Annotated in this window: 20 protein-coding genes and 2 pseudogenes; all 22 read right to left on the bottom strand. The window is 36.2% G+C overall.

Annotated elements, in window-relative coordinates:
- Window positions 1-38 precede the first annotated feature (38 nt).
- The 22 genes and pseudogenes from cotE to dapG all read right to left on the bottom strand — a co-directional run bounded on the left by cotE (window position 39) and on the right by dapG (window position 23,051).
- Window positions 39-602 (bottom strand): outer spore coat protein CotE, encoded by a 564-nt coding sequence (cotE, locus tag GHD00_RS04290; protein ID WP_163536865.1) that lies wholly within the window; start codon window positions 600-602, stop codon window positions 39-41.
- A 386-nt stretch (window positions 603-988) separates the two neighbouring features.
- Complete coding sequence (locus tag GHD00_RS04285) at window positions 989-1,411, bottom strand: YlbF/YmcA family competence regulator (protein WP_163536864.1); 423 nt, start codon at window positions 1,409-1,411, stop codon at window positions 989-991.
- The gene (miaB, locus tag GHD00_RS04280) at window positions 1,412-2,989 is read right to left on the bottom strand and encodes a tRNA (N6-isopentenyl adenosine(37)-C2)-methylthiotransferase MiaB (protein WP_163536863.1); all 1,578 of its coding nucleotides are present in this window, start codon (window positions 2,987-2,989) and stop codon (window positions 1,412-1,414) included.
- A 121-nt stretch (window positions 2,990-3,110) separates the two neighbouring features.
- Entirely contained in the window at window positions 3,111-4,031 is a 921-nt protein-coding gene (locus GHD00_RS04275) for a dipeptidase (RefSeq protein ID WP_276208251.1), read from the bottom strand.
- 88 nt (window positions 4,032-4,119) lie between these two features.
- Window positions 4,120-4,380, bottom strand: a complete 261-nt coding sequence (locus GHD00_RS04270) for a stage V sporulation protein S (RefSeq protein WP_163536861.1) — start codon at window positions 4,378-4,380, stop codon at window positions 4,120-4,122.
- A 143-nt stretch (window positions 4,381-4,523) separates the two neighbouring features.
- Window positions 4,524-5,321, bottom strand: a complete 798-nt coding sequence (locus GHD00_RS04265; RefSeq protein WP_163536860.1) for a TIGR00282 family metallophosphoesterase — start codon at window positions 5,319-5,321, stop codon at window positions 4,524-4,526.
- A gap of 231 nt (window positions 5,322-5,552) precedes the next feature.
- Window positions 5,553-7,115: a ribonuclease Y gene (gene rny / locus GHD00_RS04260; protein ID WP_163536859.1), complete on the bottom strand. Its 1,563-nt coding sequence runs from the start codon at window positions 7,113-7,115 to the stop codon at window positions 5,553-5,555.
- A gap of 238 nt (window positions 7,116-7,353) precedes the next feature.
- Window positions 7,354-8,109 (bottom strand): annotated as a pseudogene (recA, locus tag GHD00_RS04255) (recombinase RecA); the annotation flags it as partial.
- 993 nt (window positions 8,110-9,102) lie between these two features.
- A pseudogene (locus tag GHD00_RS04250) lies at window positions 9,103-9,393 on the bottom strand (recombinase RecA); the annotation flags it as partial.
- 176 nt (window positions 9,394-9,569) lie between these two features.
- Window positions 9,570-10,826 carry a competence/damage-inducible protein A gene (locus tag GHD00_RS04245; protein ID WP_163536857.1) on the bottom strand — a complete coding sequence of 419 codons (1,257 nt, stop codon included), beginning with the start codon at window positions 10,824-10,826 and terminating at the stop codon, window positions 9,570-9,572.
- Window positions 10,823-11,401, bottom strand: coding sequence for a CDP-diacylglycerol--glycerol-3-phosphate 3-phosphatidyltransferase (pgsA, locus tag GHD00_RS04240; RefSeq protein WP_163536856.1), 579 nt, complete (start codon window positions 11,399-11,401; stop codon window positions 10,823-10,825). Before pgsA ends, GHD00_RS04245 begins: the two co-directional genes overlap by 4 nt.
- A gap of 40 nt (window positions 11,402-11,441) precedes the next feature.
- Entirely contained in the window at window positions 11,442-12,353 is a 912-nt protein-coding gene (locus GHD00_RS04235) for a helix-turn-helix domain-containing protein (protein WP_163536855.1), read from the bottom strand.
- A 328-nt stretch (window positions 12,354-12,681) separates the two neighbouring features.
- Complete coding sequence (locus GHD00_RS04230; protein ID WP_163536854.1) at window positions 12,682-12,939, bottom strand: DUF3243 domain-containing protein; 258 nt, start codon at window positions 12,937-12,939, stop codon at window positions 12,682-12,684.
- 89 nt (window positions 12,940-13,028) lie between these two features.
- Entirely contained in the window at window positions 13,029-13,745 is a 717-nt protein-coding gene (gene ymfI, locus GHD00_RS04225; RefSeq protein ID WP_163536853.1) for an elongation factor P 5-aminopentanone reductase, read from the bottom strand.
- A 9-nt stretch (window positions 13,746-13,754) separates the two neighbouring features.
- On the bottom strand, window positions 13,755-15,038 hold the full coding sequence (gene yfmH, locus GHD00_RS04220) for an EF-P 5-aminopentanol modification-associated protein YfmH (RefSeq protein ID WP_163536852.1): 1,284 nt from the start codon (window positions 15,036-15,038) through the stop codon (window positions 13,755-13,757).
- A gap of 1 nt (window position 15,039) precedes the next feature.
- Window positions 15,040-16,302: an EF-P 5-aminopentanol modification-associated protein YfmF gene (gene yfmF / locus GHD00_RS04215; RefSeq protein WP_163536851.1), complete on the bottom strand. Its 1,263-nt coding sequence runs from the start codon at window positions 16,300-16,302 to the stop codon at window positions 15,040-15,042.
- Window positions 16,303-16,395: 93 nt separating this feature from the next.
- The gene (locus GHD00_RS04210; protein ID WP_163536850.1) at window positions 16,396-17,118 is read right to left on the bottom strand and encodes a GntR family transcriptional regulator; all 723 of its coding nucleotides are present in this window, start codon (window positions 17,116-17,118) and stop codon (window positions 16,396-16,398) included.
- Window positions 17,119-17,229: 111 nt separating this feature from the next.
- The gene (locus GHD00_RS04205) at window positions 17,230-19,560 is read right to left on the bottom strand and encodes a DNA translocase FtsK (RefSeq protein ID WP_163536849.1); all 2,331 of its coding nucleotides are present in this window, start codon (window positions 19,558-19,560) and stop codon (window positions 17,230-17,232) included.
- Between the two features lie 255 nt (window positions 19,561-19,815).
- Window positions 19,816-20,067: a YlzJ-like family protein gene (locus tag GHD00_RS04200; RefSeq protein WP_163536848.1), complete on the bottom strand. Its 252-nt coding sequence runs from the start codon at window positions 20,065-20,067 to the stop codon at window positions 19,816-19,818.
- Window positions 20,064-20,783 carry a ClpP family protease gene (locus GHD00_RS04195; RefSeq protein WP_163536847.1) on the bottom strand — a complete coding sequence of 240 codons (720 nt, stop codon included), beginning with the start codon at window positions 20,781-20,783 and terminating at the stop codon, window positions 20,064-20,066. Before GHD00_RS04195 ends, GHD00_RS04200 begins: the two co-directional genes overlap by 4 nt.
- A 101-nt stretch (window positions 20,784-20,884) precedes the next feature.
- Complete coding sequence (gene dapA, locus GHD00_RS04190; RefSeq protein ID WP_163536932.1) at window positions 20,885-21,757, bottom strand: 4-hydroxy-tetrahydrodipicolinate synthase; 873 nt, start codon at window positions 21,755-21,757, stop codon at window positions 20,885-20,887.
- 76 nt (window positions 21,758-21,833) lie between these two features.
- A complete protein-coding gene (gene dapG / locus GHD00_RS04185; RefSeq protein WP_163536846.1) occupies window positions 21,834-23,051 on the bottom strand; it encodes an aspartate kinase in 1,218 nt (405 codons plus the stop codon).
- Window positions 23,052-23,065 lie beyond the last annotated feature (14 nt).

The following is a 23,065-nucleotide window of genomic DNA, read 5'->3' as shown; positions in this document are numbered from 1 at the left end:
AAAAAAATACAGTGTGAGGTAAGCCCACACTGTAAAGGTTATTCTTCTTTTTCATCGGCTAAAAAGTCCGGATCAATGGAGTCTAATTCATCATCGGTAATTTCTAGATCCCAATCATCATCATTATACACTTTGCCGCTAGGATCCACTTTTACAATTACTTTTGTTTCGCCAAGTACTTCTACAAGAAATTCTCGTTCAGCATCTACTTTTATTTTTTGGCCATGTTTTTCGATATTACATTCTAAGCAGTTTGGTTGTTGAATTACTTTTGCTAACACTTCACAATCCTCACCAAAATGATGTTTATCGCGAATCGTTAATTTAATGTGATCTGTGTATTCTACCCGTTCCGTAACGACTTCTGTTTTTGTATTATCATTATATGCATACCAAACATTCACATCATAGCTGCCCCTAATCTCCACAACATCTTTTTTTACTAATTTTGCATGATAATGATGATTAATGATCCAACATCCTAAAATACTAGACGGTCGATGTGCAGGCGTTATCGTATCGGTGTCTTGCTTGAATTTTCTACCTTTTCCTATAACCGCTTTGGTTATAATCTCACGGTATTCTTGGTCAAGAAAAGACATAGCATTTATACCTCCCTCTTATTTCAATTCATCATATGCGAGATATTCACCTATAGTGCTTTTTATTTTGGATTTTTCACCTATAGATTCTACTTCATCCTATGCACTTGCCCAGGAATTTGTACTTATTAGTAAAAATTTTATAAGAAAAAACGGTCAAAACTCCTGAACTCCCCTAAAAGAATTTTCTGATAAGCATATATTCGTAGTAGAACAAAACTGCGACAGATGCCTTTAAAAAGCTCTAAAGACCGCTCCAGAAATATACTTCGCTTTCCGAAGCGATGATTAAGCACTCATCGTTAAACGAGTAACGAGCGGGTTTTATACTTTTCAAACGTTTAAAAAAGCATTTTGGTTCAAACTCGAACCAAAATGCTTTTATATTAAGAACAGTGATGATTGTTTTTGCTGGAACCTGTTTCTCCAGCTAGTATATCTCCACCTGTGGATCGGATTACTTCATTAGTAATTTCTCTGGCAAGTGTATTGGTTACAAGTTGTAATAAATCATTAATCACAACTTGCGATTCTTTAAATTCCTGAACTACTGGAATTTCATCAATTTCTGCTTGTAAACGATCAATTTCAGCTTCTACTTTTTTTAAGGCTTCGTGTTTTCCATAAGCTTGAAAATTAACAGCTTGCTTCTGTAAAGCTTTTATTTTCTTTATAGAACTTTGAATTTTATTATTGTCATTTAATTTTGCTTCCAATTGTTTAAATCGATCTATTTCTTCTACATTAGCCATTTTTTCCGCTAATTTATGAGCTTCTTCTATTACATCCGCTTTTGTATACTTCCCCATCTAGTTCACCTCAACTGCAGACTCGACCATCTCGCCATCTAAAGTCCATGTCTTTGTATTTGTAATCTTCACTTCTACAATTTTACCAATTACAGATTTAGGCCCTTTAAAGTTCACTAATTTGTTTCGTTCTGTGTAACCGGATAGCACATCAGGATCCTTTTTACTTTCCCCTTCTACTAATACTTTAACAGTTTCCCCTTGATACTTTTTCATCGCTTCAGCAGATTGTTTATTTACTAATGCATTCAATCGCTGTAATCTTTCTTTCTTCACTTCCATAGGGATATTATCTTCCCATCTCGCTGAAGGGGTACCTTCTCTTGGTGAGTAAATAAACGTATATGCACTTTCAAACCCTACTTCTTCAACCAACGACATGGTTTCTTCAAATTGTTCATCTGTTTCATTTGGGAAACCAACAATAATGTCCGTTGTAAGTGTAGCATTTGGCATTGCTTCTCTTATTTTACGAACCAACTCTAAATAACTTTCCCTAGTGTATCTACGAGCCATAACACGTAAAACGTCAGAGCTTCCCGATTGAACTGGTAAGTGAATATGGTCCAGTAGATTACCGCCTTTTGCAAGTACTTCAATAAGCCTGTCATCAAAGTCTCTAGGGTGTGATGTTGTAAAGCGTACTCTTGGAATATCAATTTTGCTTATTTCTTCCATTAAATCGCCTAGACCATATTCAAATTCTAAATCTTTCCCATAAGCATTCACATTTTGACCGAGTAAAGTAATTTCTTGATAACCTTGAGCCGCTAAATGACGCACTTCTTGAATAATATCTTCAGGCATTCTACTTCTCTCTTTACCTCGAGTGTACGGCACTATACAATACGTACAGAATTTGTCACATCCATACATAATATTGACCCATGCTTTAATTTTTCCTTTACGAGCTTTTGGTAAATTTTCAATAATGTCTCCTTCTTTAGACCACACTTCGACTACCATTTCTTTACCAAACATCGCTTCTTGAATTAATTGTGGTAAACGATGGATATTATGTGTACCGAAAATCAAATCTACGAATGGATGTTTTTTCAAGATTCTATTGACGACTGATTCTTCTTGTGACATACAGCCACAAACTCCTAATATCAAATCAGGGTTTTCTGTTTTTAATGATTTTAAGTGGCCGATTTCACCAAATACTTTGTTTTCCGCATTTTCACGGATTGCACAAGTATTTAATAGAATGATATCCGCTTCATTTGTATCGTCTGTTGACATATATCCCATTTGCGTCAGAATCCCTGCCATTACTTCAGTATCATGTTCGTTCATCTGACAACCATAAGTGCGAATCATAAACTTTTTACCTTTTCCAATTTCACGCATTTCAAGAGGGATATCAAAATCATAATGAATATCTACATCTTTTTTTAAACGTTTTTTAGCTTTGCGCATATTAGGAGGCTCATAAGTTGTTTGGAAATATTTTGATATTAAATCATCGCTCGATAAATTTTTTAAACGATCTAAATTATCATTCGTATCGGATTTTACGTCCGTCGAATTGGATTGCTTTATTTGTTGGCTTTCAAGTCGTTGTTTTTCATTCATTTTAAATCTCCTTTCTACACATGATGATAAGCGTCTATCATGCTTGGTCAGAACGTGTTAGCCAAAACTACTTCATCTATTATAGGACATATGGACACGAATTACAAAGTCAAATATTTATTTAATCTGACAATCTAGAAAAATTGGTAAAAAAATTACCAAAAGCTATTTTGTTAACCATAGAATCAGAAAAATAATATCTTAAACGTGTGATCAACTTGTTGTATTGATCAATAGTGCGAGGCATATCTACAAGGTCGTCACTGCCATCAAAATCTGAACCAAATACAACGCAATTCTCAGCACCTATCTGAATTAAATATTGGATATGATAGATAATATCCTCTGTTGTTGCAGTAGCCTTTGTTGTTAAAAAATAGCGAACAAAATTAATACCAATAAGGCCTTTTTTATCAACAATAGCTTTTATCTGTTTATCGTCTAAATTTCTTGGATGATTCATTATTGCCTTTACATTCGAATGAGAGGCCACCGGGTACTCGGCATGAGCAACCGCATCAAAAAAACCCTGATAAGAAATATGAGAAAGATCAATCCAAATTCTCTCCTGATTTGCAAGTGCTATTACTTGTTCACCAAATGAAGTTAATCCTGCACCTCGTTTTTCCAATATACCATCTGTTACAAAGTTAGCATCATTCCATGACAATCCTATCATGCGTACACCTAAACGTATTAATGTTCGTAGTTTAAATAAATCATTACCGATCAAATCTAACCCCTCTAAAGTTAACATAGCTCCCTTTTCACCATCATTTAAACGACGGATATCATTAGCGTTTTGAATTAATTGGACTTTTGGATATGGAGCTATAATTTTCTCATAAAACAAATCGATCATTTCCAGCCCGACTGAAAATTTCGATTCAATGGGCACTTCAGGAGGTATAAAAATGGCAAAACACTGAACTTTCACATCACTATGTATCCATCGCTGCATATTAACAGCTAACCTAGAATCAGAGTCAAAATCTGCTTGTTGCGACCACATTTTATACAGAGCGTCACAATGACAATCAATCAGTGGAAACGCCTCCTATTCCCCATGTTGAAAATACAATAAAAACCTGCTTGCCATTAACAAACAGGTTAGTTTCTTCTATTCTTTTTTATCTCGGTTCTACAATCAATTTAATCGCTGTACGTTCTTCGTTATCAATCAAAATATCAGTAAAAGCTGGAATACAAATGAGATCTACACCACTTGGAGCCACAAAACCACGTGCAATAGCCACTGCCTTAACCGCTTGATTCAGTGCACCAGCACCGATAGCTTGAATTTCCGCTGAACCACGTTCACGTAATACATTCGCAAGTGCGCCTGCTACAGAATTTGGATTTGATTTTGCTGAAACTTTTAATATATCCATTCCTGGTACCTCCTTCAATTCCTATTGTTATTCCACTTTTACTATATTCATCTATATGAAAGATATTCCTTTTTATTATGAAGCATATGTCTTAAAAATTCAAACTAAACGGTATTTAGCAGGGTTTCAGCCGTTTATCATTTTTATGAAAAAAATGGGTGATCATCATTTATTTGAATTTTTTCGATTGATTTTGACATTCCATTTGCTGGATCAATATCTATTAACACGCCACTAAGCTGTGTCCTTCCTTGTTTAGGAACCTCAAATCGTACCGGTAACCCTGTTAAAAACTTTTTGATAACGGATTCTCTCTCCATTCCAAGAATGCCATCATATGGTCCTGTCATGCCAACATCACTAATATAAGATGTTCCTTTTGGTAAAATTCGATTATCTGCTGTTTGAACATGTGTATGAGTACCTACCACAGCACTTACTTTCCCATCCAGGTACCAGCCAAACGCCTGTTTTTCACTAGTTGCTTCTGCATGGAAATCGACAAAAATGATGTTAGTACGCTTTTTAGCTTCTTGTATAAGTTGATCTACTTTTCTGAATGGATCATCAACAGGCTGCATAAAGGTGCGTCCTAATAGATTCAATACTGCTATTTCTTTTCCATTTGATTTCACATAGATGATTTCATTTCCAGGTGTATCAGGAGGTAAATTCCCAGGTCGAACTATGTAAGTAGCATCATCAATAAAATGAAAAATTTCCTTTTTGTCCCAAGTATGGTTTCCCATTGTAATTGCTTGGGCTCCCCAGTCTAATAAATTTTTATAAATTTTTTCCGTTATGCCTTTACCAGCCGCAGCGTTTTCTCCATTTATAATCGTTACATGCGGTTGATATTTTTTCTTAAGTTTCGATAAATAAGTTTGTACCATGTCACGTCCTGGTGAACCAACGATATCTCCAATAAATAAAATCTTCATGTCCTTCTACCTTTCTTTTATAGTAATCCTAGTTTTGCATAATCGTAACAAAAAGTCAAAATAGCCATCGGTAAAATGGATTCTATGTCAAATGGTGCAGTGAACTAGAAAAGACAGTCAGTCCTTGCATATCACAGAAACCTTGCAAATTCCTATGACTGATGATTTGCTTTATAGAGTCTTTTTATACTTTTAGAGGCAAAAAAAATAAAGCGACCATAAATGGCCACTTTATTTTGCATATTCAACTGATCGAGTCTCTCTAATGACAGTCACTTTAATATGACCTGGGTAATCTAGTTCATCCTCAATTTGTTTTCGAATATCTCTCGCAATTTTTGTAGCTTCAGCATCATCAATCTCATCAGGCTTTACAATAATTCGAATTTCTCTACCTGCTTGAATAGCAAAGGATTTTTCAACACCTGTAAAGGATTCAGAAATCTCTTCTAATTTCTCTAATCGTTTAATATAATTTTCAAGTGTTTCACTTCTTGCGCCTGGTCTAGCTGCAGATAATGCATCTGCAGCAGCTACAATAACTGCAATAACTGATGTTGCTTCCTCATCTCCATGGTGGGAAGCAATTGCATTGACAACGACATCATTTTCTTTATATTTACTTGCTAATTCTTTCCCAATTTCCACATGGCTACCTTCTACCTCATGGTCAATTGCTTTTCCAATATCGTGTAGTAGCCCTGCTCTTTTAGCAAGTGTCTGATCTTCTCCAAGCTCAGCAGCTAATAGTCCGGATAAATAGGCTACTTCCATAGAGTGATTTAACACATTTTGTCCATAACTTGTCCGATATTTTAATCGACCTAAGATTTTCACTAAATCTGGATGAAGGCCATGAACACCTACTTCAAAGGTTGTCTGCTCTCCATAATCGCGTATATATTCATCTACTTCACGTCTGGACTTATCCACCATTTCTTCAATTCTAGCAGGGTGAATACGACCATCTTGTACAAGCTTTTCTAACGCAATTCTAGCTATTTCTCGCCTAATCGGATCAAATCCTGATAATATGACAGCTTCCGGTGTATCATCAATAATCAGATCAATTCCTGTTAACGTTTCTAATGTACGAATATTTCGACCCTCTCGACCTATGATTCGACCTTTCATCTCATCGTTTGGAAGATTAACAACGGACACAGTCGTTTCAGCCACATGATCTGCAGCACAACGCTGTAGAGCTAATGACAAAATATTTTTTGCTTTTTTGTCAGCTTCTTCCTTTGCACGGTTTTCAGCTTCCTTTATAATGAGTGCTGTATCATGTGTTACTTCTTCCTCCACACGTTGCAAAATAATTTGTTTTGCCTGCTCGGTAGTATATCCTGATATCCGTTCTAATTCTGCCTGTTGCTCGCTTAACATTGCTCCAACTTTGCTTTCCATTTCCTCAATTTGTTGTTGTTTGTCTGTAAGCGAACCTTCTTTCTTCTCTAACGATAGCTCACGTTTGTCTAAAGTTTCGTCTTTACGATTTAGATTCTCTTCCTTTTGCATGAGACGAGTTTCAAGCTTTTGAATCTCTAATCGTCGCTCACGAAGTTCCTGTTCTGCTTCTTGACGAATTTTATGGTTCTCATCTTTCGCTTCTAATAATGCTTCTTTTTTAGCCACTTCTGCATTTCTATGGCCCTCTTCCACAATTTGTTTAGCTAATTCCTCTGCACTGGAAATTTCTTTTTCAGCAATTTTCTTGCGAATCAGATAACCAACAACAATACCGACAAATGTAAGCAAAATGGAGATGACAATGTTTAAAATGAATTCCATAGTTTCACCTCCTCTTGCTATAAACTTGTGCAACTTTTTTAAGTCGGCATGTAAAACATAATACTCTAATTAATGGTAATGTATAATAGAAGGAAAATTATACAGTTTAATTTTAATCCTCCAAAGCACGTATGTCAAGGATTGTAAAAATCGATATAATGAGAGAGGGGTCTTACGGACAATTGTTCACCGTGATAAAAGAGCTCCTGTATTCTTTCAAACAGGAGCTCTCTCATTTTTATTTTATATCTAATGCTTCTTGTTGATCTTCACTTTCTTCGGTTCCATCTTCTTCATCCAAACCGTAATATGCTCGAATGGCCTGATGAATTTCATGTGCAACATCTTCATTTTCTTTTAGGAACTGCTTCGCGTTTTCCCTTCCTTGCCCTAACCTTTCATCATTATATGAATACCAGGCACCGCTTTTTGTAACAATGTCTAAGTTAGATCCAATATCAAGCAATTCCCCTTCTTTTGAAATACCTTCACCATACATGATGTCTACTTCTGCTTGCTTAAACGGTGGGGCTACCTTATTCTTCACGATTTTGATACGTGTTTTATTACCAACCATATCATTACCGACCTTCAACGTTTCCGCTCGGCGAACTTCTAAACGAACAGAAGAATAAAACTTTAATGCTCTACCGCCAGGTGTTGTCTCAGGGTTTCCAAACATAACTCCAACTTTTTCACGGATTTGGTTAATAAAAATAGCAGTTGTTTTGGATTTATTAATCGCACCAGACAATTTCCTTAAGGCTTGAGACATAAGTCGAGCTTGTAAACCTACATGGGAATCGCCCATTTCGCCTTCTATTTCTGCCTTTGGTACTAGTGCTGCAACAGAGTCAATAACTAGCATATCTACTGCACCACTTCTTACAAGTGCTTCAGCAATTTCAAGCGCCTGTTCACCTGTATCTGGCTGAGATAGAAGCAATTCATCCACATCAACACCTAATTTTCTTGCATAGACTGGGTCTAATGATAGTGATAGGTAACAGTCATCCTCTGCATTACCAGTTAGGAGCTGTTTTCCCCCACTTCACACCGTGCGTGCAAGTTTCCTCGCACACGGCGTTCCATCGGCCGCACAATAGAAAACATAAAGAGAAACTTCCATCATTGGGGAGGTTCTTCATCTCTAATGATGGTTAGCGAAACTTATCAGGGTGCTAGCGTCCGTTACCCTCCACTTAGACTTTTTTCATTATTCTAAGTGCGGGTCTTACGGACGATTGTTCACCGTGATAAAGTATGTATAAGAGCAATCAACACATTCTATTATGCAACAAAACCGACTATGCCCCTTCGCATAGAGTAGTTTTATCCTCCTTTACACATTGCTGTGTATAGTGACTAACGGCTACTCATTTTAGCTAATACGGGCTGCTGCCCCTCGCTTTCAAAGGTCATTTCCTACCTTTTAGAGATTATGGGATGACACCATCCTTGTCAATCTCTAGCGAGGTTCACTTGTACCACATTCCTTATCCTTTATAGCAGTTGCCTTAGACTCCCACTCTAACCCGTCAACCATCCTTTCGCAAACAGTTGGATAGCTCAGGACAAGACACCGTTACAGGTGTAATTCAGATAAAGTAAACACGAATACTTTATCCAAGGTTGAACCTCTCCTATTGAGGTGCGGCACTTCCTTTATTCGTCTCCGCCACGCTTTACGAGTTGTACTTCCGTGGATTCACTCTAATGCTTTTTGCATCCATTAGTCTTAGCAACCTTTTGGACCACCGACTACTTCACTAACCGCTTCTCAGGTCTGCTTTTCGCCGTCCTCTCCGAACTTCGCACCGTAATAAGGGTGTCCTATTACCGCACGTCGGGGGATTATGGCTTGTAACCCAACTTTGTTACAGGGCTGGAACTTCCCCAGCCAATTCAGGAATGTAGTTAGAACGGCAAAGAAACCGATCCGCTAGTTTTCATAAAGTGTTTCCACTTTACTTGTCTAGCAACAAGTCATACCATGTTCAGCGTCAATAAATGCAGCTTGTCCCCCAGCCCTTTGCGCTTCTGCAATTGCATGCAAAGAAACAGTTGTTTTACCAGAAGATTCTGGTCCATATATTTCAACGACTCTTCCTCTTGGATATCCACCAACACCAAGAGCTGTATCTACTGCAATCGAGCCACTTGATACAGTAGCTACCTTTTGTTCTGCTTGTTCACCTAGTTTCATAATAGAGCCTTTACCAAATTGTTTTTCAATTTGTTTTAAAGCCATATCTAATGCTTGTTTTCTATCACTCAATTTTATTCCTCCTTTAACATACTAATACTATCTTACAATGTTTTTTCTATATCTACAAGAAAAAAACGAATAAACGTTCCCTCCATTTCCAAATTTTCAATCAGCAAAAATATATTTTCTCATAAAGAAAAATGCATTTTCAAACCATAAACGGGTTAAAAATGCATCATTTTAGATTATTTATCTTTTCTTAGCAATTGATATAATAACTCGAAACCTTTTTTCACTGTACGATTACGGATTGCCAGACGATCACCATGAAAATGAAACTTCTTTGTTATGACTTGATTTTTTCCATCACAGATGGAAATATAAACAGTGCCTACTTCTTTACCTTCTGTTTTACTAGGACCAGCTACACCTGTAAAGCTAATGCCTATATCCGAATGATACAAGGTTTTAACCCCATTAGACATTGCTTCAGCACATTCTTCACTTACGGTGCCATATTGATCAAGTATTTTTTTGGAGATACCCAATACCTTAACTTTCATGGATGGTTGATAAACAACAGCACTTCCTTGCAGGATATCTGATGAGCCATTTCTCTCAACAACCCTAGATGAAAAAGCACCTCCTGTCAGACTTTCTGCGCTTGAAATCGTTAGTTTGGCTTTCTGTAGCAGCTGAAACACACGGTCTTCAATAGATTCCTCATCATAACCGTATATAAAAGAGCCTACTTTTCGACTAATCTTTTTTTCAGTCTCATCAATCCACTTATTTGCTAATTCTTTTGAGTCAGCCATCGCAGTTATTCTTAAAGCAACTTCTCCTTCGGTTGCTAACGGGGCAATGGTCGGATTAGTCTGTTTAGCTATAAGATCTTTAATCTCATGCTCTAACTGTGATTCCCCAATTCCAATAAATCGGAGCATTCTAGACTCAATCACTTGATTTAATTGATATTTATCTTCAAAAAATGGAAGTATAGACTCCTGCATAATAGCCTTCATTTCATTTGGAACACCTGGCATAAACACCCAATAACAGCCTTGATGCTCTACCAAAATTCCTGGCGCTATTCCCACTGAATTTTGGTAAACAGTGGAACCTTCGAATACTACTGCTTGTTTCCGATTATTAGGTGTCATTGTCTTGTTCATGCGTTCGAATAATTGTTGAATTTTAGCTATAGTTCCAGTATCCTCTGTTATTTCTAAGCCAGAAAAGGATCGAAACGCTTCTCTCGTTAAGTCATCCTCTGTAGGCCCCAATCCACCTGTTACAAAAATAATGTCCGACCTTTTAGATGCTTGCTCAAAAATATTTTCTAATCGTGATAAGTTATCACCAACTGCCGTATGATAGAAAACGGAAATCCCTTTGTTTGCCAGTTTTTCTGACATCCAAGCAGCATTAGAATTGACGATTTGTCCTAGTAATAACTCCGTGCCTACGGAGATAATTTCTGAACGGATGGTATGTTTCATTTCGAATCCTCCATTACATGCCAATTTTTCACGAAATACTCTACACCAGATAGGACGGTTACAAGTAAAGCGGAATACAATAAAATTGTATCGACAGGAATATTGGCAACATGAAATGGAATGTTATGTAACAAAAGGATAATGATCGCCAAAATTTGCAAAACAGTTTTTAATTTACCCATTTGCCCTGCAGCTAAAACAATACCCTCACCTGCTGCCACTAATCGCAAACCGGTTACAGCGAATTCTCTACTAATAATTATAATAACTACCCAAGCAGGAACCATATCTAGTGTTACAAGCAAAATAAATGCAGCAGACACAAGCAGTTTGTCTGCCATCGGATCTAAAAATTTCCCTAGATTTGTCACTAAATTATATTTTCTTGCATAATAACCATCTAACCAATCGGTTGCCGAAGCAATTGCAAAAATAATTACCGCAATAAAATGAGCATAAGGCAGCGATTGGCCTAGTAATTCTATATCTCCCCAATGAAAAGGGTAAGACAATAATATAATAAACAAGGGGATAAGCATAATTCTGGACAAAGTAATCTTATTTGGTGCGTTCATTATTGCAACTCCCTTTCCAATGTAAAAAGAAAGACCAATACTATGATTGGTTCATTTTTATCCATACTTCTTGTGTAGTGTTTGGTTCTACCTCTTCTGATAATTCAATAAGTTGATCGTTCAAGTAAATAGTAAGGTTTTGTGGCTCTGCAAAACGAAAATATAATTGTTCTGCTTCTGTTAGTTCTACTTCAAAAGGACTCTGATCAGCTGTAAGGTTAGCGTAATGCAATCTCTCACCATCACTGTTCTCAATCTCCAACCAATTTTTGTTTTCTGAACTCACACTTAATGGAATGGTCTCTGGAGCATTTTCCACAGTGTAATATGATTGATTATTTTCATAACGATCTAATTGTATTTCCATATTTTCTTCAGGACCTTCATTGGTAACTTCATTGCTGTCCACCATTCCTTGCTGTCCATCATCCGTGCCATTTTGATTACCTTCACTATTACTTGAATTCGTTTCTTCTTCAGTTGGCGGTAATTCAACCTCATCTGTCGAGCCTTCCTCTTCCTCCACTACATTATTTGCTGGATCCGTTTCAGTATCGCTTAATCCTCCCTGTTTAAATAGCCAAACAACAAGCACGATACCAGTAATCAACAAAATAACAATAATGGTTGGTAAAAATGAAAATATAGCTGGTGTCTTCAGTGATGCTTTATTTTTTCGACTACTATTCACACGAGAAGGCATTACTTTTTCTTCTGGTTCTAACGGTAAATCGGCTTGATATTCTTCCATCAAATCATCCGCATTTAAACCAACAGCATTTGCATATTCCTTAATAAATGCCCGTACATAAAAAGAACCAGGCATAATATCAAAGTTTTCTGTTTCAATGGCATATAAATAACGCTTTTGTATCTTTGTATGCCTTTGGATTTCTTCTAAGGACATATTTTGTTCTTCCCGTTCAGTTTTTAGCCTTTCTCCAATTCCCATTCATAACACCATCCATTAATCTTAATATCAAAATGTCATATATGTAAAACGCAATATAATCATTAATTATAATTTATTTTATGAGCCCAATTTATCTTATATTTATCATATCTTAAAATATCTTAGATGAAAAGAGATTTAATAATAGAAAAATGGGAAATAAAGATAATAATTCAAAAGTCCCTTTGATAAAGAAAAACTTGGCTTATCGCTAAGTCCTAATGGCGAAAGCCTATCTATGTTAAAATTTTATACTTTCCTACGCGCTAAAAAACCCTATAAACACTAATGGTGTTTATAGGGTATGGATCTTATTTAGCTGTTTATTTTACTTTGTTCCTTCATTTTGTACAAGCTTCACCATAATGTTGGCAATAGCATGCTGTTCGTTTTCATCTGCTGCATTCCATAAATCACGCAGCATTTGTTCTTGATCGTTTTTTGCCTGCACCTCTGTAGACAAATAATTCCCAATATCATAGGCAAGTTCAGAAATCGCTTTGTTACTTATTCCGTTATTTTGGGCATCATGCAAACGATCACCTAAGAAATCTTTCCATGACTCAAAATTGTCAATAACAGACATTTTCATTCCTCCTTTGTCAGCATACATTTATATCATTTGAATATGAGTGAAAAATATGCACGACAAAAGGAGTTTCTACTTCTTAACGATTACCAAGCACCGTTTATTCGAATAATCTCTCCGTTAATATAGCTGGATTGATCGCTTAATAAAAAGCCAACGGCATTTGCTACTTCTTCCGGTTTTCCCTTTCGCTGCATGGGAATCTCCTCTATAATCATTTGTTGTTCTTCCTCACTTAAATGTTGATTCATTTTCGTTTCAATAAAACCTGGACTAACACCATTCACCATAATACCACTTGGACCAAGTTCTTTTGCTAGCGCTTGAACAAAGGTATTCTGGCCACCTTTAACTGTGGAGTACGCAACCTCGCAACTGGCACCGATATCTCCCCAAATCGAAGTGATCAGAATAATTTTGCCATATTTTTTTCGTATCATATTTGGCAAAAGTTTTTGTGTGATTTTCCATGGCGATTTGACATGTAAAGACAACATTTCATCCATATCTTGATCCGTCATTTCTTGAAATAATCCAAAATGGGTTATTCCACTAGCAAAAATAACGTGATCCACATCATGGGGTAACTTCTCAAGGAAAGATTGAAGTCCTTCTTTATAAGTTAAATCCCCTTGTACCACATGAATGATTTGCTCATTGGGTAACTCCTCTTCTAGTGATCGAATCATTTGTTTGTTTTTATTATAATGTAGTATCAGTTGGTTACCCATCCATCCAAGTTTTTTTGAAATGGCAAACCCAATATCTCCACTTGCTCCAATGATTAAGCTTTTCCGGGACATTTGATCGGCTTACTCCGATTTCACAAAACATGTAGATATATGATTTTCATCGATCCATGTACGTAAGAAGGAATCCAACTCTTCGTAACTTAACAGCTCCAATGAATGAATGCTTTCAAAAAAATCTATACCCAATAGTTGGTAATGACTATATTGACTAGCAATAAATTCGAGTGAGTTCAGCGAACGAATCGTTTGACCTAACTTTTTACGTTTAATTCTCTCAAATGTATCTTGATCAAATTGATGTTGCTTTAAATTCATTAATTCATCTTTCAAAACTTCTGCTAATTTCTCAGGCTCTTGCGAATTACCGCCAATAATTGTAAACCCAAAATTACGTTCCAAGTGTGCTTCATAACCAAACGATTGATCAATCAGACCTTCACGATATAATCGTTCATATCCCACACCACTTTTAGAAAAAAGGTAATCCAGTGTGATATCGAGCATCCATTCTTTTTTTACAAATTCCTCAGGCGCATCAGGTATTTGGGGCTCTTTTATACCAACCAATGCTTTCGGTACACTAACTGGCATATTAATATCTACCTTTGTTTGGGCTACATCGTTTGGTTCATCTGGAAATTCTCGCTTGATGGCATTAGCTGGTTCAAAACTCTTTTTTAGCTGGTTATCTTTGATCCACTGCATGGTCTCCTGCGGATCAACATTTCCTGCAACAAAAAGAACCATGTTTGATGGATGGTAAAAAGTGTGATAGCACGTATATAAATCTTCTTTTGTAATTTTATTAATAGAATCTACCGTACCTGCTATATCAATTTGAACAGGATGATGATGATAAAGGCTCTTAATTGTACCAAAAAAAGCTCTCCAATCTGGTTGGTCATCATACATTCGAATTTCTTGAGCAATTATTCCCTTTTCTTTTTCAACGGATTGATCTGAAAAATAAGGATCCTGTACAAAATCTAAAAGTGTCATCAAATTATCTTTAATGCGAGAAGTAGCTGAAAATAAATATGCTGTTTTTGTAAAAGATGTAAATGCGTTTGCTGAAGCTCCTGCTTTAGAGAAGTCTTGGAAAACATCACGGTCCTCTTTTTCAAATAATTTATGCTCTAAGAAGTGTGCAATCCCATCTGGAACAGTAACGACTTCCTCTTTATTAATTGGTACAAACGATTGATCTATAGACCCATAATTCGTTGTGAAAATAGCATATGATTTTGCCATATCTTGTTTGGGTAATATATAGACTTGCAAGCCATTTTCTAATGTATCGGAATAGACTGTTTCTTTTATTTGTTCATAATGCTTCTCTTCCATATTATTCAGCCTCCTCGCTCGTTAGTAGATATACCTTATCAAGTTGTATGGCTTCCGCTACTTGGATGATATGTTGCTTCGTCACCTGTTGAATTTCTTTTATTAACTGTTCTACATTTTTATCAGACTGGCCTATCACTTTTTGATAATGAAGCTCAATCATTCCTTGCGGGTTATCAAGTGTTTCTTTCAACTGATTAATTGCCATTTCTTTTGTTTCCGCAATATCGTCCTCGCTGAATTCTCCTTTTCGCATTTGCTCCATCTGCTCTAAAATAATATCTCTTGCACGATCATATTGATCTGGTGCAATACCACTAAAAACAAATAATAAACCTTTATGACTTTCTAACCTGGAAGCTGCATAGTACGCTAAACTATGCTTTTCCCTCACATTGGTAAAAAGTTTAGAGCTAGGAAAGCCACCAAAAATTCCATTAAAAACGTGTAATGCAGCATAATTTGGGTCATCATAAGTAATCCCTGTACGATAACCAAAATGAAGTTTTGCTTGTTGCACTTGGTCTTTTTCAACAATTGTATCGGACGGACGCTCTGGTACGGTTGGGTCCGTTTTCACTATGGAAGATTGCCTTTCCTTTGAAATCAATTGAGCTATTTTGTTTTTCATATTCATGTTTTCTATATCTCCAACAACATAAACATCTAGTTGGTCTTCTGCGAGCATTTGCTGATAGTAATTATATAATTCTCCCGCACTCAAATCCGCCAAATCTTCTTCATAACCATGGACTCTTAAATGGTATGGCTCACCTTCGCACATCTCTTCAATCAACCTTGTATTGGCTAAACTTATTTTATCTTCTTTTAATGCTCTAATTTTTTGTAATAGCGTTTGCTTTTCTCTTTCAACAACATTCGAATCAAATGCACCATTCTCTACTTTTGGATGATAAATAATTTCCTTTAATAACTGAACTGCATCATCAATAATATGAGATTGGTTGGCAATATATTGTTCATTAGCAATTTCTAATCGAACAGTCGTGATATGGTGCTCACCTTTTTTACTCCCATCAATATGTAGTACTGCACCATATAAAAGGTCTAATTGTTGTCGCAGTTCTATTGCATTTGGATATTCAGCTGTTCCTTGCTGTAAAATGTAAGGAATCAAGGCTCGCTTTGTAATCGAATTGCGCTCAAGTGGTGCCACAAACTTCAAACAAATATGCAACGTTTTAAATTTCTTTGTATGTAACAAATGTAAATGATATCCATCTTCACGTGTAATATGCTCCATGCCAAATCTCCTTTTTTAACATTTATCATTATTTTATCAAATAAATTGAAATTTTATGCTTAAGTAAAAGATCTGGTGAAACACCAGATCTTTTTAAAGTCGTTTTCTTAATACATAGAAGCTAAAAACATCTGCTCGAAAAAAGTTAGCAGAGTATAACACAGGCTCATTATCTTTCGTATAGTGCATTTGTTTTAAAAGTAATAGAGCTTGATCTGGTTCACAGTTTAAAATAGGCGAAATTTTTTCATGATAACCTATTGGTTCAATGTAGGCAACACCATAGTCAATATGTTTATTCGCATAAGTTTTCAACGCATTGAAAATGGAGGACTGGGTGTGAATTATATCTAATGGTAATAAACGTTGATCAAATTTATCAATGCAATAAACTACTGGTTCACCATCTGCCGTCCTCACTCGTTCTAATTGTGCAAAATCATCAATTTTAAGTGGTGAAAATCTTTTTCTGTCATCGTCTGTCGGCTTTGTAATTTCAGCCGAAATATATTGAGCCCCTGGCTTTTTACCTGATCGTTCAATCATTTCGGTCACACTGCCAAGCTGTTCGATTCCAGATGAAAGAATAGGCTTAGTATGGACAAATACTCCAACACCTGGTCTTCGAACCAAAATATTCTCTTCTTCTAATAAATCGATCGCTTCTTTTATTTCTTGTCGAGTCACACCAAAATCTTTGGCTAGCTCATAATCGGTGGGTAATTTTTCTTTCTCTTTGTAATACCCTTCTTCTATTAATGATTTAAGATGATCGACTGCCGTAATTGTAGCATGATTATTTATATTAGATATCATAGCTTCCCCCAACCAATCTATATCTAATGATTTTTTTACTATTACAAACAAATATAACACTTTTACGGTCATTAATAAAGAAGAACTTTGATTTCAAAGTAGATTAGCTGACTAGGATGAACTACTGCTGTGAACTGTTGCATTCTCATCTGATTTACTTTGTAAGACCGTTCGCGGCTTGGAACCTTCATATGGACCGACTATACCTCTTGATTCCATTGCATCGATTAACCTTGCAGCTCGTGTGTAACCAATTCGAAATCGGCGTTGCAACATAGATACACTAGCACTTTGCATTTCTAGTATAAGCTGTACGGCTTCATCATATAAATCATCATCGACTTCTTCAACAACCTCGGACTCTTCTTCAGGAATCATTTCATCTTGATACTGAGCTTTTTGTTGCTCGATACAATGATCCACTACACCTTCCACCTCATCATCAGACAAAAACGCACCTTGTATACGCACTGGCTTAGATAATCCAACTGGAATAAATAGCATATCACCACGGCCTAGCAGCTTCTCTGCACCGCCAGAATCTAATATGGTACGAGAATCGGTCTGTGATGAAACACTAAATGCTATTCGAGATGGAATATTGGCTTTAATCACACCAGTAATAACATCAACAGATGGACGTTGTGTAGCAATGATCAAATGAATACCTGCAGCTCGAGCCATTTGTGCTAGTCGTGTAATCGCATCTTCCACCTCATTAGAAGCTACCATCATTAAATCTGCGAGTTCATCTACAATCACTACAACGTAAGGTAATTGGGGCTGCTCGTCTTCTTCATCCTGGTTATGTTTCACGATAAAATCATTATATCCTTCAATATTTCTTGTTCCTGTTTCGGAAAATAAATCGTATCTTCTTTCCATCTCTGCTACAACTTTTTTTAGTGCCCTCGCCGCTTTTTTTGGATCTGTAACTACTGGTGTTAATAGATGAGGAATCCCATTATATACATTAAGTTCTACTTTTTTCGGATCAATCATCATCATTTTAACTTCATGTGGCTTTGCTCGCATTAAAATACTTGTAATAATACCGTTAATACAAACACTTTTACCACTACCTGTTGCACCTGCAACAAGTAAGTGAGGCATTTTATTTAACTCTGCAATAACAGGGTCGCCTGATATATCTTTCCCCAGAGCGAAAGATAATTTATTCCCAGGATTTGATTGTTTTGATTCTAAAACTTCCCGCAACGTAACCATAGCAGTTTCTTCATTAGGTACTTCTATCCCAACTGCTGATTTTCCTGGAATTGGTGCTTCAATTCGAATATCCTTAGCAGCTAAAGCTAACGCTAAATCATCGTGTAAATTAACAATTTTACTTACTTTCACACCAGCTTCAGGATAAACTTCATATTTTGTAACAGACGGCCCAACATGAACTTTTGTCACACGCGCTTTGACTCCAAAACTTTGGAATGTTTTTTCTAATTTACGCACAACACGTTGTATATAAGACTTTTCTTGTTGTTTACCTTGCATTTTTGGTACTTCTAACATATCCATTCTTGGGAGTTGATAGTCTATATTTTCATAAACCGTAGTAGGTAATGATTCACTGGATTCTTGATCCGATTCACCATATGTATCTTCTTCTGTGTCTACCTTTGGCGTCTCTTTATGTTCCGGAGGCGATTCACTTTTCGCCTCCTCCGTGTACTCCATTTCATTTGATGCATAAGCAATCGAAGGATAATCTGCTTCGGCTCCATTGTTTAATTCAATCGTAACTTCTTTCTCTTCCGATAGCGCTTCTTCTTCTTGCTTTGTCTGTTTTTTGATCTGTTTATTTTCTTTCCATTGTTTATAACGAGCAAAAAATCTTTTTTTCACTTTAGTCCATAAATTGGATAAAATATCACCAATAGATATATTCATTAACGTCATCAATCCAATTCCTATGATGAAAAAAGCGACAATTTGTGCACCAATATGGGAGAATAAATAAAAGGAAATCGCATATAATATAGCACCAACCATTCCACCACCTAGAAAACTAGCATCACGTTCTCCTTTTACAAAATCAGTATAAAAATTCAAAGTTTCCCTGACAATAGATGGATAATTATTAGACGTTCCATACATGGATGTAAAAATATCATAATGTGTAAGGAGTAATATACCACTTACAATTAGGTAAGCACTTACCCAACGTCTAGACAAAAGGTTTGGCCAATTTCTCTTTATCATTAAATAAATACCTACATATAGAAGGATTAAAGAAACAATAAAAAACCAAAATCCTAGAAAAAATCGAAAAGCATATTCAAGTAAGGAGGACACAGCACCTTCATTAATCATGGATGCGCCGCTTCCGAATATAGCTAAAAACACAAATAGTATGCCGTATAACTCGATTTTTATATTTTTTTTCAAAGTCTGTTTTTTCTTTTTGGATTTCTTTTTACGAGCCATTTTCTCACTCCTAGTTTAATAGCTTCATAGATATTAGTGAGGTTCTTTATCCCCCACTGATGGTTAACGAAACTTACCAGGGTGCTATCGTTCGTTATCCCTCACTTATCCTTTTTTCATTTATCTAAGTCTTGGGGTCTTACGTACGATTGTTCACCATGATAAAAAGTTAAATCAACCCTTGCCTGAATTTTAAGGCAAGGGTTCATTTCATTTTCAAGGCATTAACTTCATTATACCATAGTCAAATACGATTTATGAATATTCTCCAGACAAATTTTGGTCATTCTGTTCATCGCTTATAGAAATAACACTCCCAGGAGACAATTGTTGATTCAGAAAGTCATTAGGATTGGTCGAAAGCAATTGCACAATTCTCGCTTTGTCTCCAGAAACTTTTTCCACTATACATTGTTTTTGCTGCAAGGAAATTAATTGATACTTTTGATATTCATCTGTACTTGGCTGATGAATATCTTCGTAACTGAGGGGTGTATATAAAATCATTGAACAAAATCCTCCGTTCCTTTAGATTGTTCGATAAATTTATTTAATCTGGCCATTGCCCCGCTAATACCACCAACCTCATTAATTAACCCATACTTGACAGCATCTTCTCCAACTACATTTGTACCAATGTCCCTAGTTAAATTTCCTTTTTCGAACATTAATTCTTTCAGTTTTTCTTCTTCAATATTGGAATGTTCTGTTACAAAGTTAAGAACACGTTCTTGCATTTTATCAATGTATTCAAATGTTTGCGGTACACCAATAACTAAACCTGTTAGCCGAATAGGATGTATCGTCATAGTAGCTGAAGGTGCAATAAAGGAATAATCTGTTGAAACAGCAATAGGCACTCCTATGGAATGACCTCCTCCAAGAACTACAGAAACAGTAGGTTTGGACAATGAAGCAATCATTTCAGATAAAGCTAATCCTGCCTCAACATCACCACCGACTGTATTTAATATGACAACTAAACCCTCAATTTTTGGATTTTGTTCTATTGCAACGATTTGTGGAATAAGATGTTCATATTTCGTTGTTTTATTTTGCGGTGGTAATTGAACATGCCCTTCTACTTGTCCAATAATAGATAATACATGAATATTGGAATCTGGATTGTTTGGAATGTTGGACTGACCTAACTGTTGAATTTTTTCTACTAAGGAGGACGGCTGAGAGTCTTTTTCCTTCGTATCATTCCGGTGTTTATCCATGAAATTCAGGTCCCCTTTCCTAATAATCTCTTCCTAGTATGAACCAGGAGACTGATTTCATGCAAAGCAAAATGAAAAAAGTGGCTATATGATATAGCCACTTACTGATAATCTTCCATTACACGGAAAAGATTTTGTTCTTCAAATGGAGACAAAGGTACTAATGGTAAACGGACAGATCCCGTATCAATTCCTTTATATTTTAAAGCAGATTTAACAGGTGAGGGTGACGGTGCCATAAATAATGCTTTCATTATTGGTAACAAACGACGATGTAGCTTTGCTGCTTCTTTAATATTTCCATTTTCAAATAAGTTCAACATTTCCTTCATTTCACTTCCAATTATATGAGAAGATACGGAAACAACTCCAGAACCTCCTATAGATTGAATCGGAAGAGTTAAGCTGTCATCGCCACTATATACCGTAAAATGGTCATCTACTTGCTCTAAAAGAGATGCAATAGCATCTAAATCACCAGTAGAATCTTTTACAGATACCACATTCGGTAATTGTGATAAAGCAACTGTTGTCTCTACATTCAGCCTAACTACTGTTCGTGAAGGAATATTATATAACATGATTGGTAAACTTGTTTGCTTAGCAATAGATGAGAAATGTTGATATAAGCCTTCCTGGTTAGGCTTATTATAATAAGGAGTCACTAATAAGCTTGCATCTACTCCCAATTTTTCAGCTTCTTTAGTTAGTTGAATGGATGCCTCCGTATTATTTCCACCGGTCCCAGCTATAATGGGCACCCGACCGTTGACAACTTTAACAACATGTTCAAAAAGGCTAAGCTTTTCCTGATGACTTAATGTCGGTGACTCACCAGTCGTGCCAGCTACAATAAGACCGTCCGTGCCATTTTTCAGTAAATATTCCACCAATTCGGTTGTTTGATCTAAGTCTAATTGATTATTGCTATTGAATGGTGTGACCATTGCTGTCAATAGTCTTCCGAAGTCCATATTGGCACCATCTCCTTTCCATTCCAACACCTAAACGTTACACATACATTTATCTCCTAAGTGAGTGAAAACAACTCTATACTTTTTCTAGCTGAAAAGCTAGATGAAGTTCATTAATAGCGTTCTTTAAATTTTTATTATTGATTAATACCCATATGGTTCTATGGCTATCAGCCGATTGTAATATCGGTATATTATTGTTCGTTAACGTATGAACAATTTTAGAGGTAACCCCAGGAAGACCTGACATACCTGCTCCAACTAGGGAAATTTTAGCGCAATTTCGTATAAGCGTTGGTTTTAATTGTAACCTCTCTAAAACTTCCAATGCTAATTCTTCAAATTTATTAAAAATCGTATATATCACACCGTTTGGAGAAATGTTAATGAAATCAACGGAAATGCCAGCTTCCGCCATTGCACGAAAAACTTTCACATGAAGTTCTTGCGGCTCTTTTTCTTCTTCAATTTTTATTTGAGTTAAATCTGTGACATAAGCAATACCCGTTACAAATTGATCATATATATGATCTTGACCACTAGAAGTATTAATGGAGGTAATTAAAGTTCCATCATCGTTCATTCTAGTAGAACGAACTCGAATAGGAATGTTTGCTTGCATCGCAATTTCAACTGCTCGAGGATGGATCACTTTCGCTCCTTGATATGCTAAGTTACAAATATCCGTATAAGATACTTTTTCTATTTTCCTTGCGGACGTAACCATTCGAGGATCTGCTGTCATAATCCCATTTACATCTGTAAAAATGTCCACATAATCCGCCTGCAAGGCCACTCCTAAGGCTGTGGCAGAGGTATCACTGCCACCCCTGCCAATAGTTGTCACTTCATTTTGTTCCGTTTTTCCTTGAAAACCTGCTACTACTACTACCTGTTTTTCTTGCAATAATGCTTGAATATGCTGTACTTGTATTCGTTTAATTTGTGCTTTTGTAAAATGGTCGGTCGTAATAATTCCAGCCTCAGCGCCAGTTATCGCTATAGAAGATATCCCTTCCTGTTTTAATTCATTAGAAAAAACAACAGATGAAATAGTTTCTCCGCAGGAAAGTAATAAATCTTGCTCTTTATCAAGAAGCTTTGTTCTTTGATCACCTACTAATCCTAATAAAGAATCAGTTGCATAAGGATCTGGAAACCTTCCCATAGCTGAAACAACCACAACAACTTTATAATTATTTTGAATCGCATCTTTTACATGCTTAATTGCATACTGACGTGAATCTTCATCTCTAACAGATGTACCACCAAATTTTTGAACCAAAATATCCATGGTTCCACCTCTAT

Source organism: Gracilibacillus sp. YIM 98692 (assembly GCF_010993965.1).
Lineage (GTDB): Bacteria > Bacillota > Bacilli > Bacillales > Amphibacillaceae > Gracilibacillus.
The sequence above is the reverse complement of the archived record's forward strand: the minus strand, read 5'-3'. Positions and strand labels throughout refer to the sequence as shown.

Coding starts and splice junctions, on each gene's coding strand:
- cotE (WP_163536865.1), bottom strand. CDS start 602: ATGTCTTTTCTTGACCAAGAATACCGTGAGATTATAACCAAAGCGGTT.
- GHD00_RS04285 (WP_163536864.1), bottom strand. CDS start 1,411: ATGGGGAAGTATACAAAAGCGGATGTAATAGAAGAAGCTCATAAATTA.
- miaB (WP_163536863.1), bottom strand. CDS start 2,989: ATGAATGAAAAACAACGACTTGAAAGCCAACAAATAAAGCAATCCAAT.
- GHD00_RS04270 (WP_163536861.1), bottom strand. CDS start 4,380: ATGGATATATTAAAAGTTTCAGCAAAATCAAATCCAAATTCTGTAGCA.
- GHD00_RS04265 (WP_163536860.1), bottom strand. CDS start 5,321: ATGAAGATTTTATTTATTGGAGATATCGTTGGTTCACCAGGACGTGAC.
- rny (WP_163536859.1), bottom strand. CDS start 7,115: ATGGAATTCATTTTAAACATTGTCATCTCCATTTTGCTTACATTTGTC.
- GHD00_RS04245 (WP_163536857.1), bottom strand. CDS start 10,826: ATGAAACATACCATCCGTTCAGAAATTATCTCCGTAGGCACGGAGTTA.
- pgsA (WP_163536856.1), bottom strand. CDS start 11,401: ATGAACGCACCAAATAAGATTACTTTGTCCAGAATTATGCTTATCCCC.
- GHD00_RS04235 (WP_163536855.1), bottom strand. CDS start 12,353: ATGGGAATTGGAGAAAGGCTAAAAACTGAACGGGAAGAACAAAATATG.
- GHD00_RS04230 (WP_163536854.1), bottom strand. CDS start 12,939: ATGTCTGTTATTGACAATTTTGAGTCATGGAAAGATTTCTTAGGTGAT.
- ymfI (WP_163536853.1), bottom strand. CDS start 13,745: ATGTCCCGGAAAAGCTTAATCATTGGAGCAAGTGGAGATATTGGGTTT.
- yfmH (WP_163536852.1), bottom strand. CDS start 15,038: ATGGAAGAGAAGCATTATGAACAAATAAAAGAAACAGTCTATTCCGAT.
- yfmF (WP_163536851.1), bottom strand. CDS start 16,302: ATGGAGCATATTACACGTGAAGATGGATATCATTTACATTTGTTACAT.
- GHD00_RS04210 (WP_163536850.1), bottom strand. CDS start 17,118: ATGATATCTAATATAAATAATCATGCTACAATTACGGCAGTCGATCAT.
- GHD00_RS04205 (WP_163536849.1), bottom strand. CDS start 19,560: ATGGCTCGTAAAAAGAAATCCAAAAAGAAAAAACAGACTTTGAAAAAA.
- GHD00_RS04200 (WP_163536848.1), bottom strand. CDS start 20,067: ATGATTTTATATACACCCCTCAGTTACGAAGATATTCATCAGCCAAGT.
- GHD00_RS04195 (WP_163536847.1), bottom strand. CDS start 20,783: ATGGATAAACACCGGAATGATACGAAGGAAAAAGACTCTCAGCCGTCC.
- dapA (WP_163536932.1), bottom strand. CDS start 21,757: ATGGACTTCGGAAGACTATTGACAGCAATGGTCACACCATTCAATAGC.
- dapG (WP_163536846.1), bottom strand. CDS start 23,051: ATGGATATTTTGGTTCAAAAATTTGGTGGTACATCTGTTAGAGATGAA.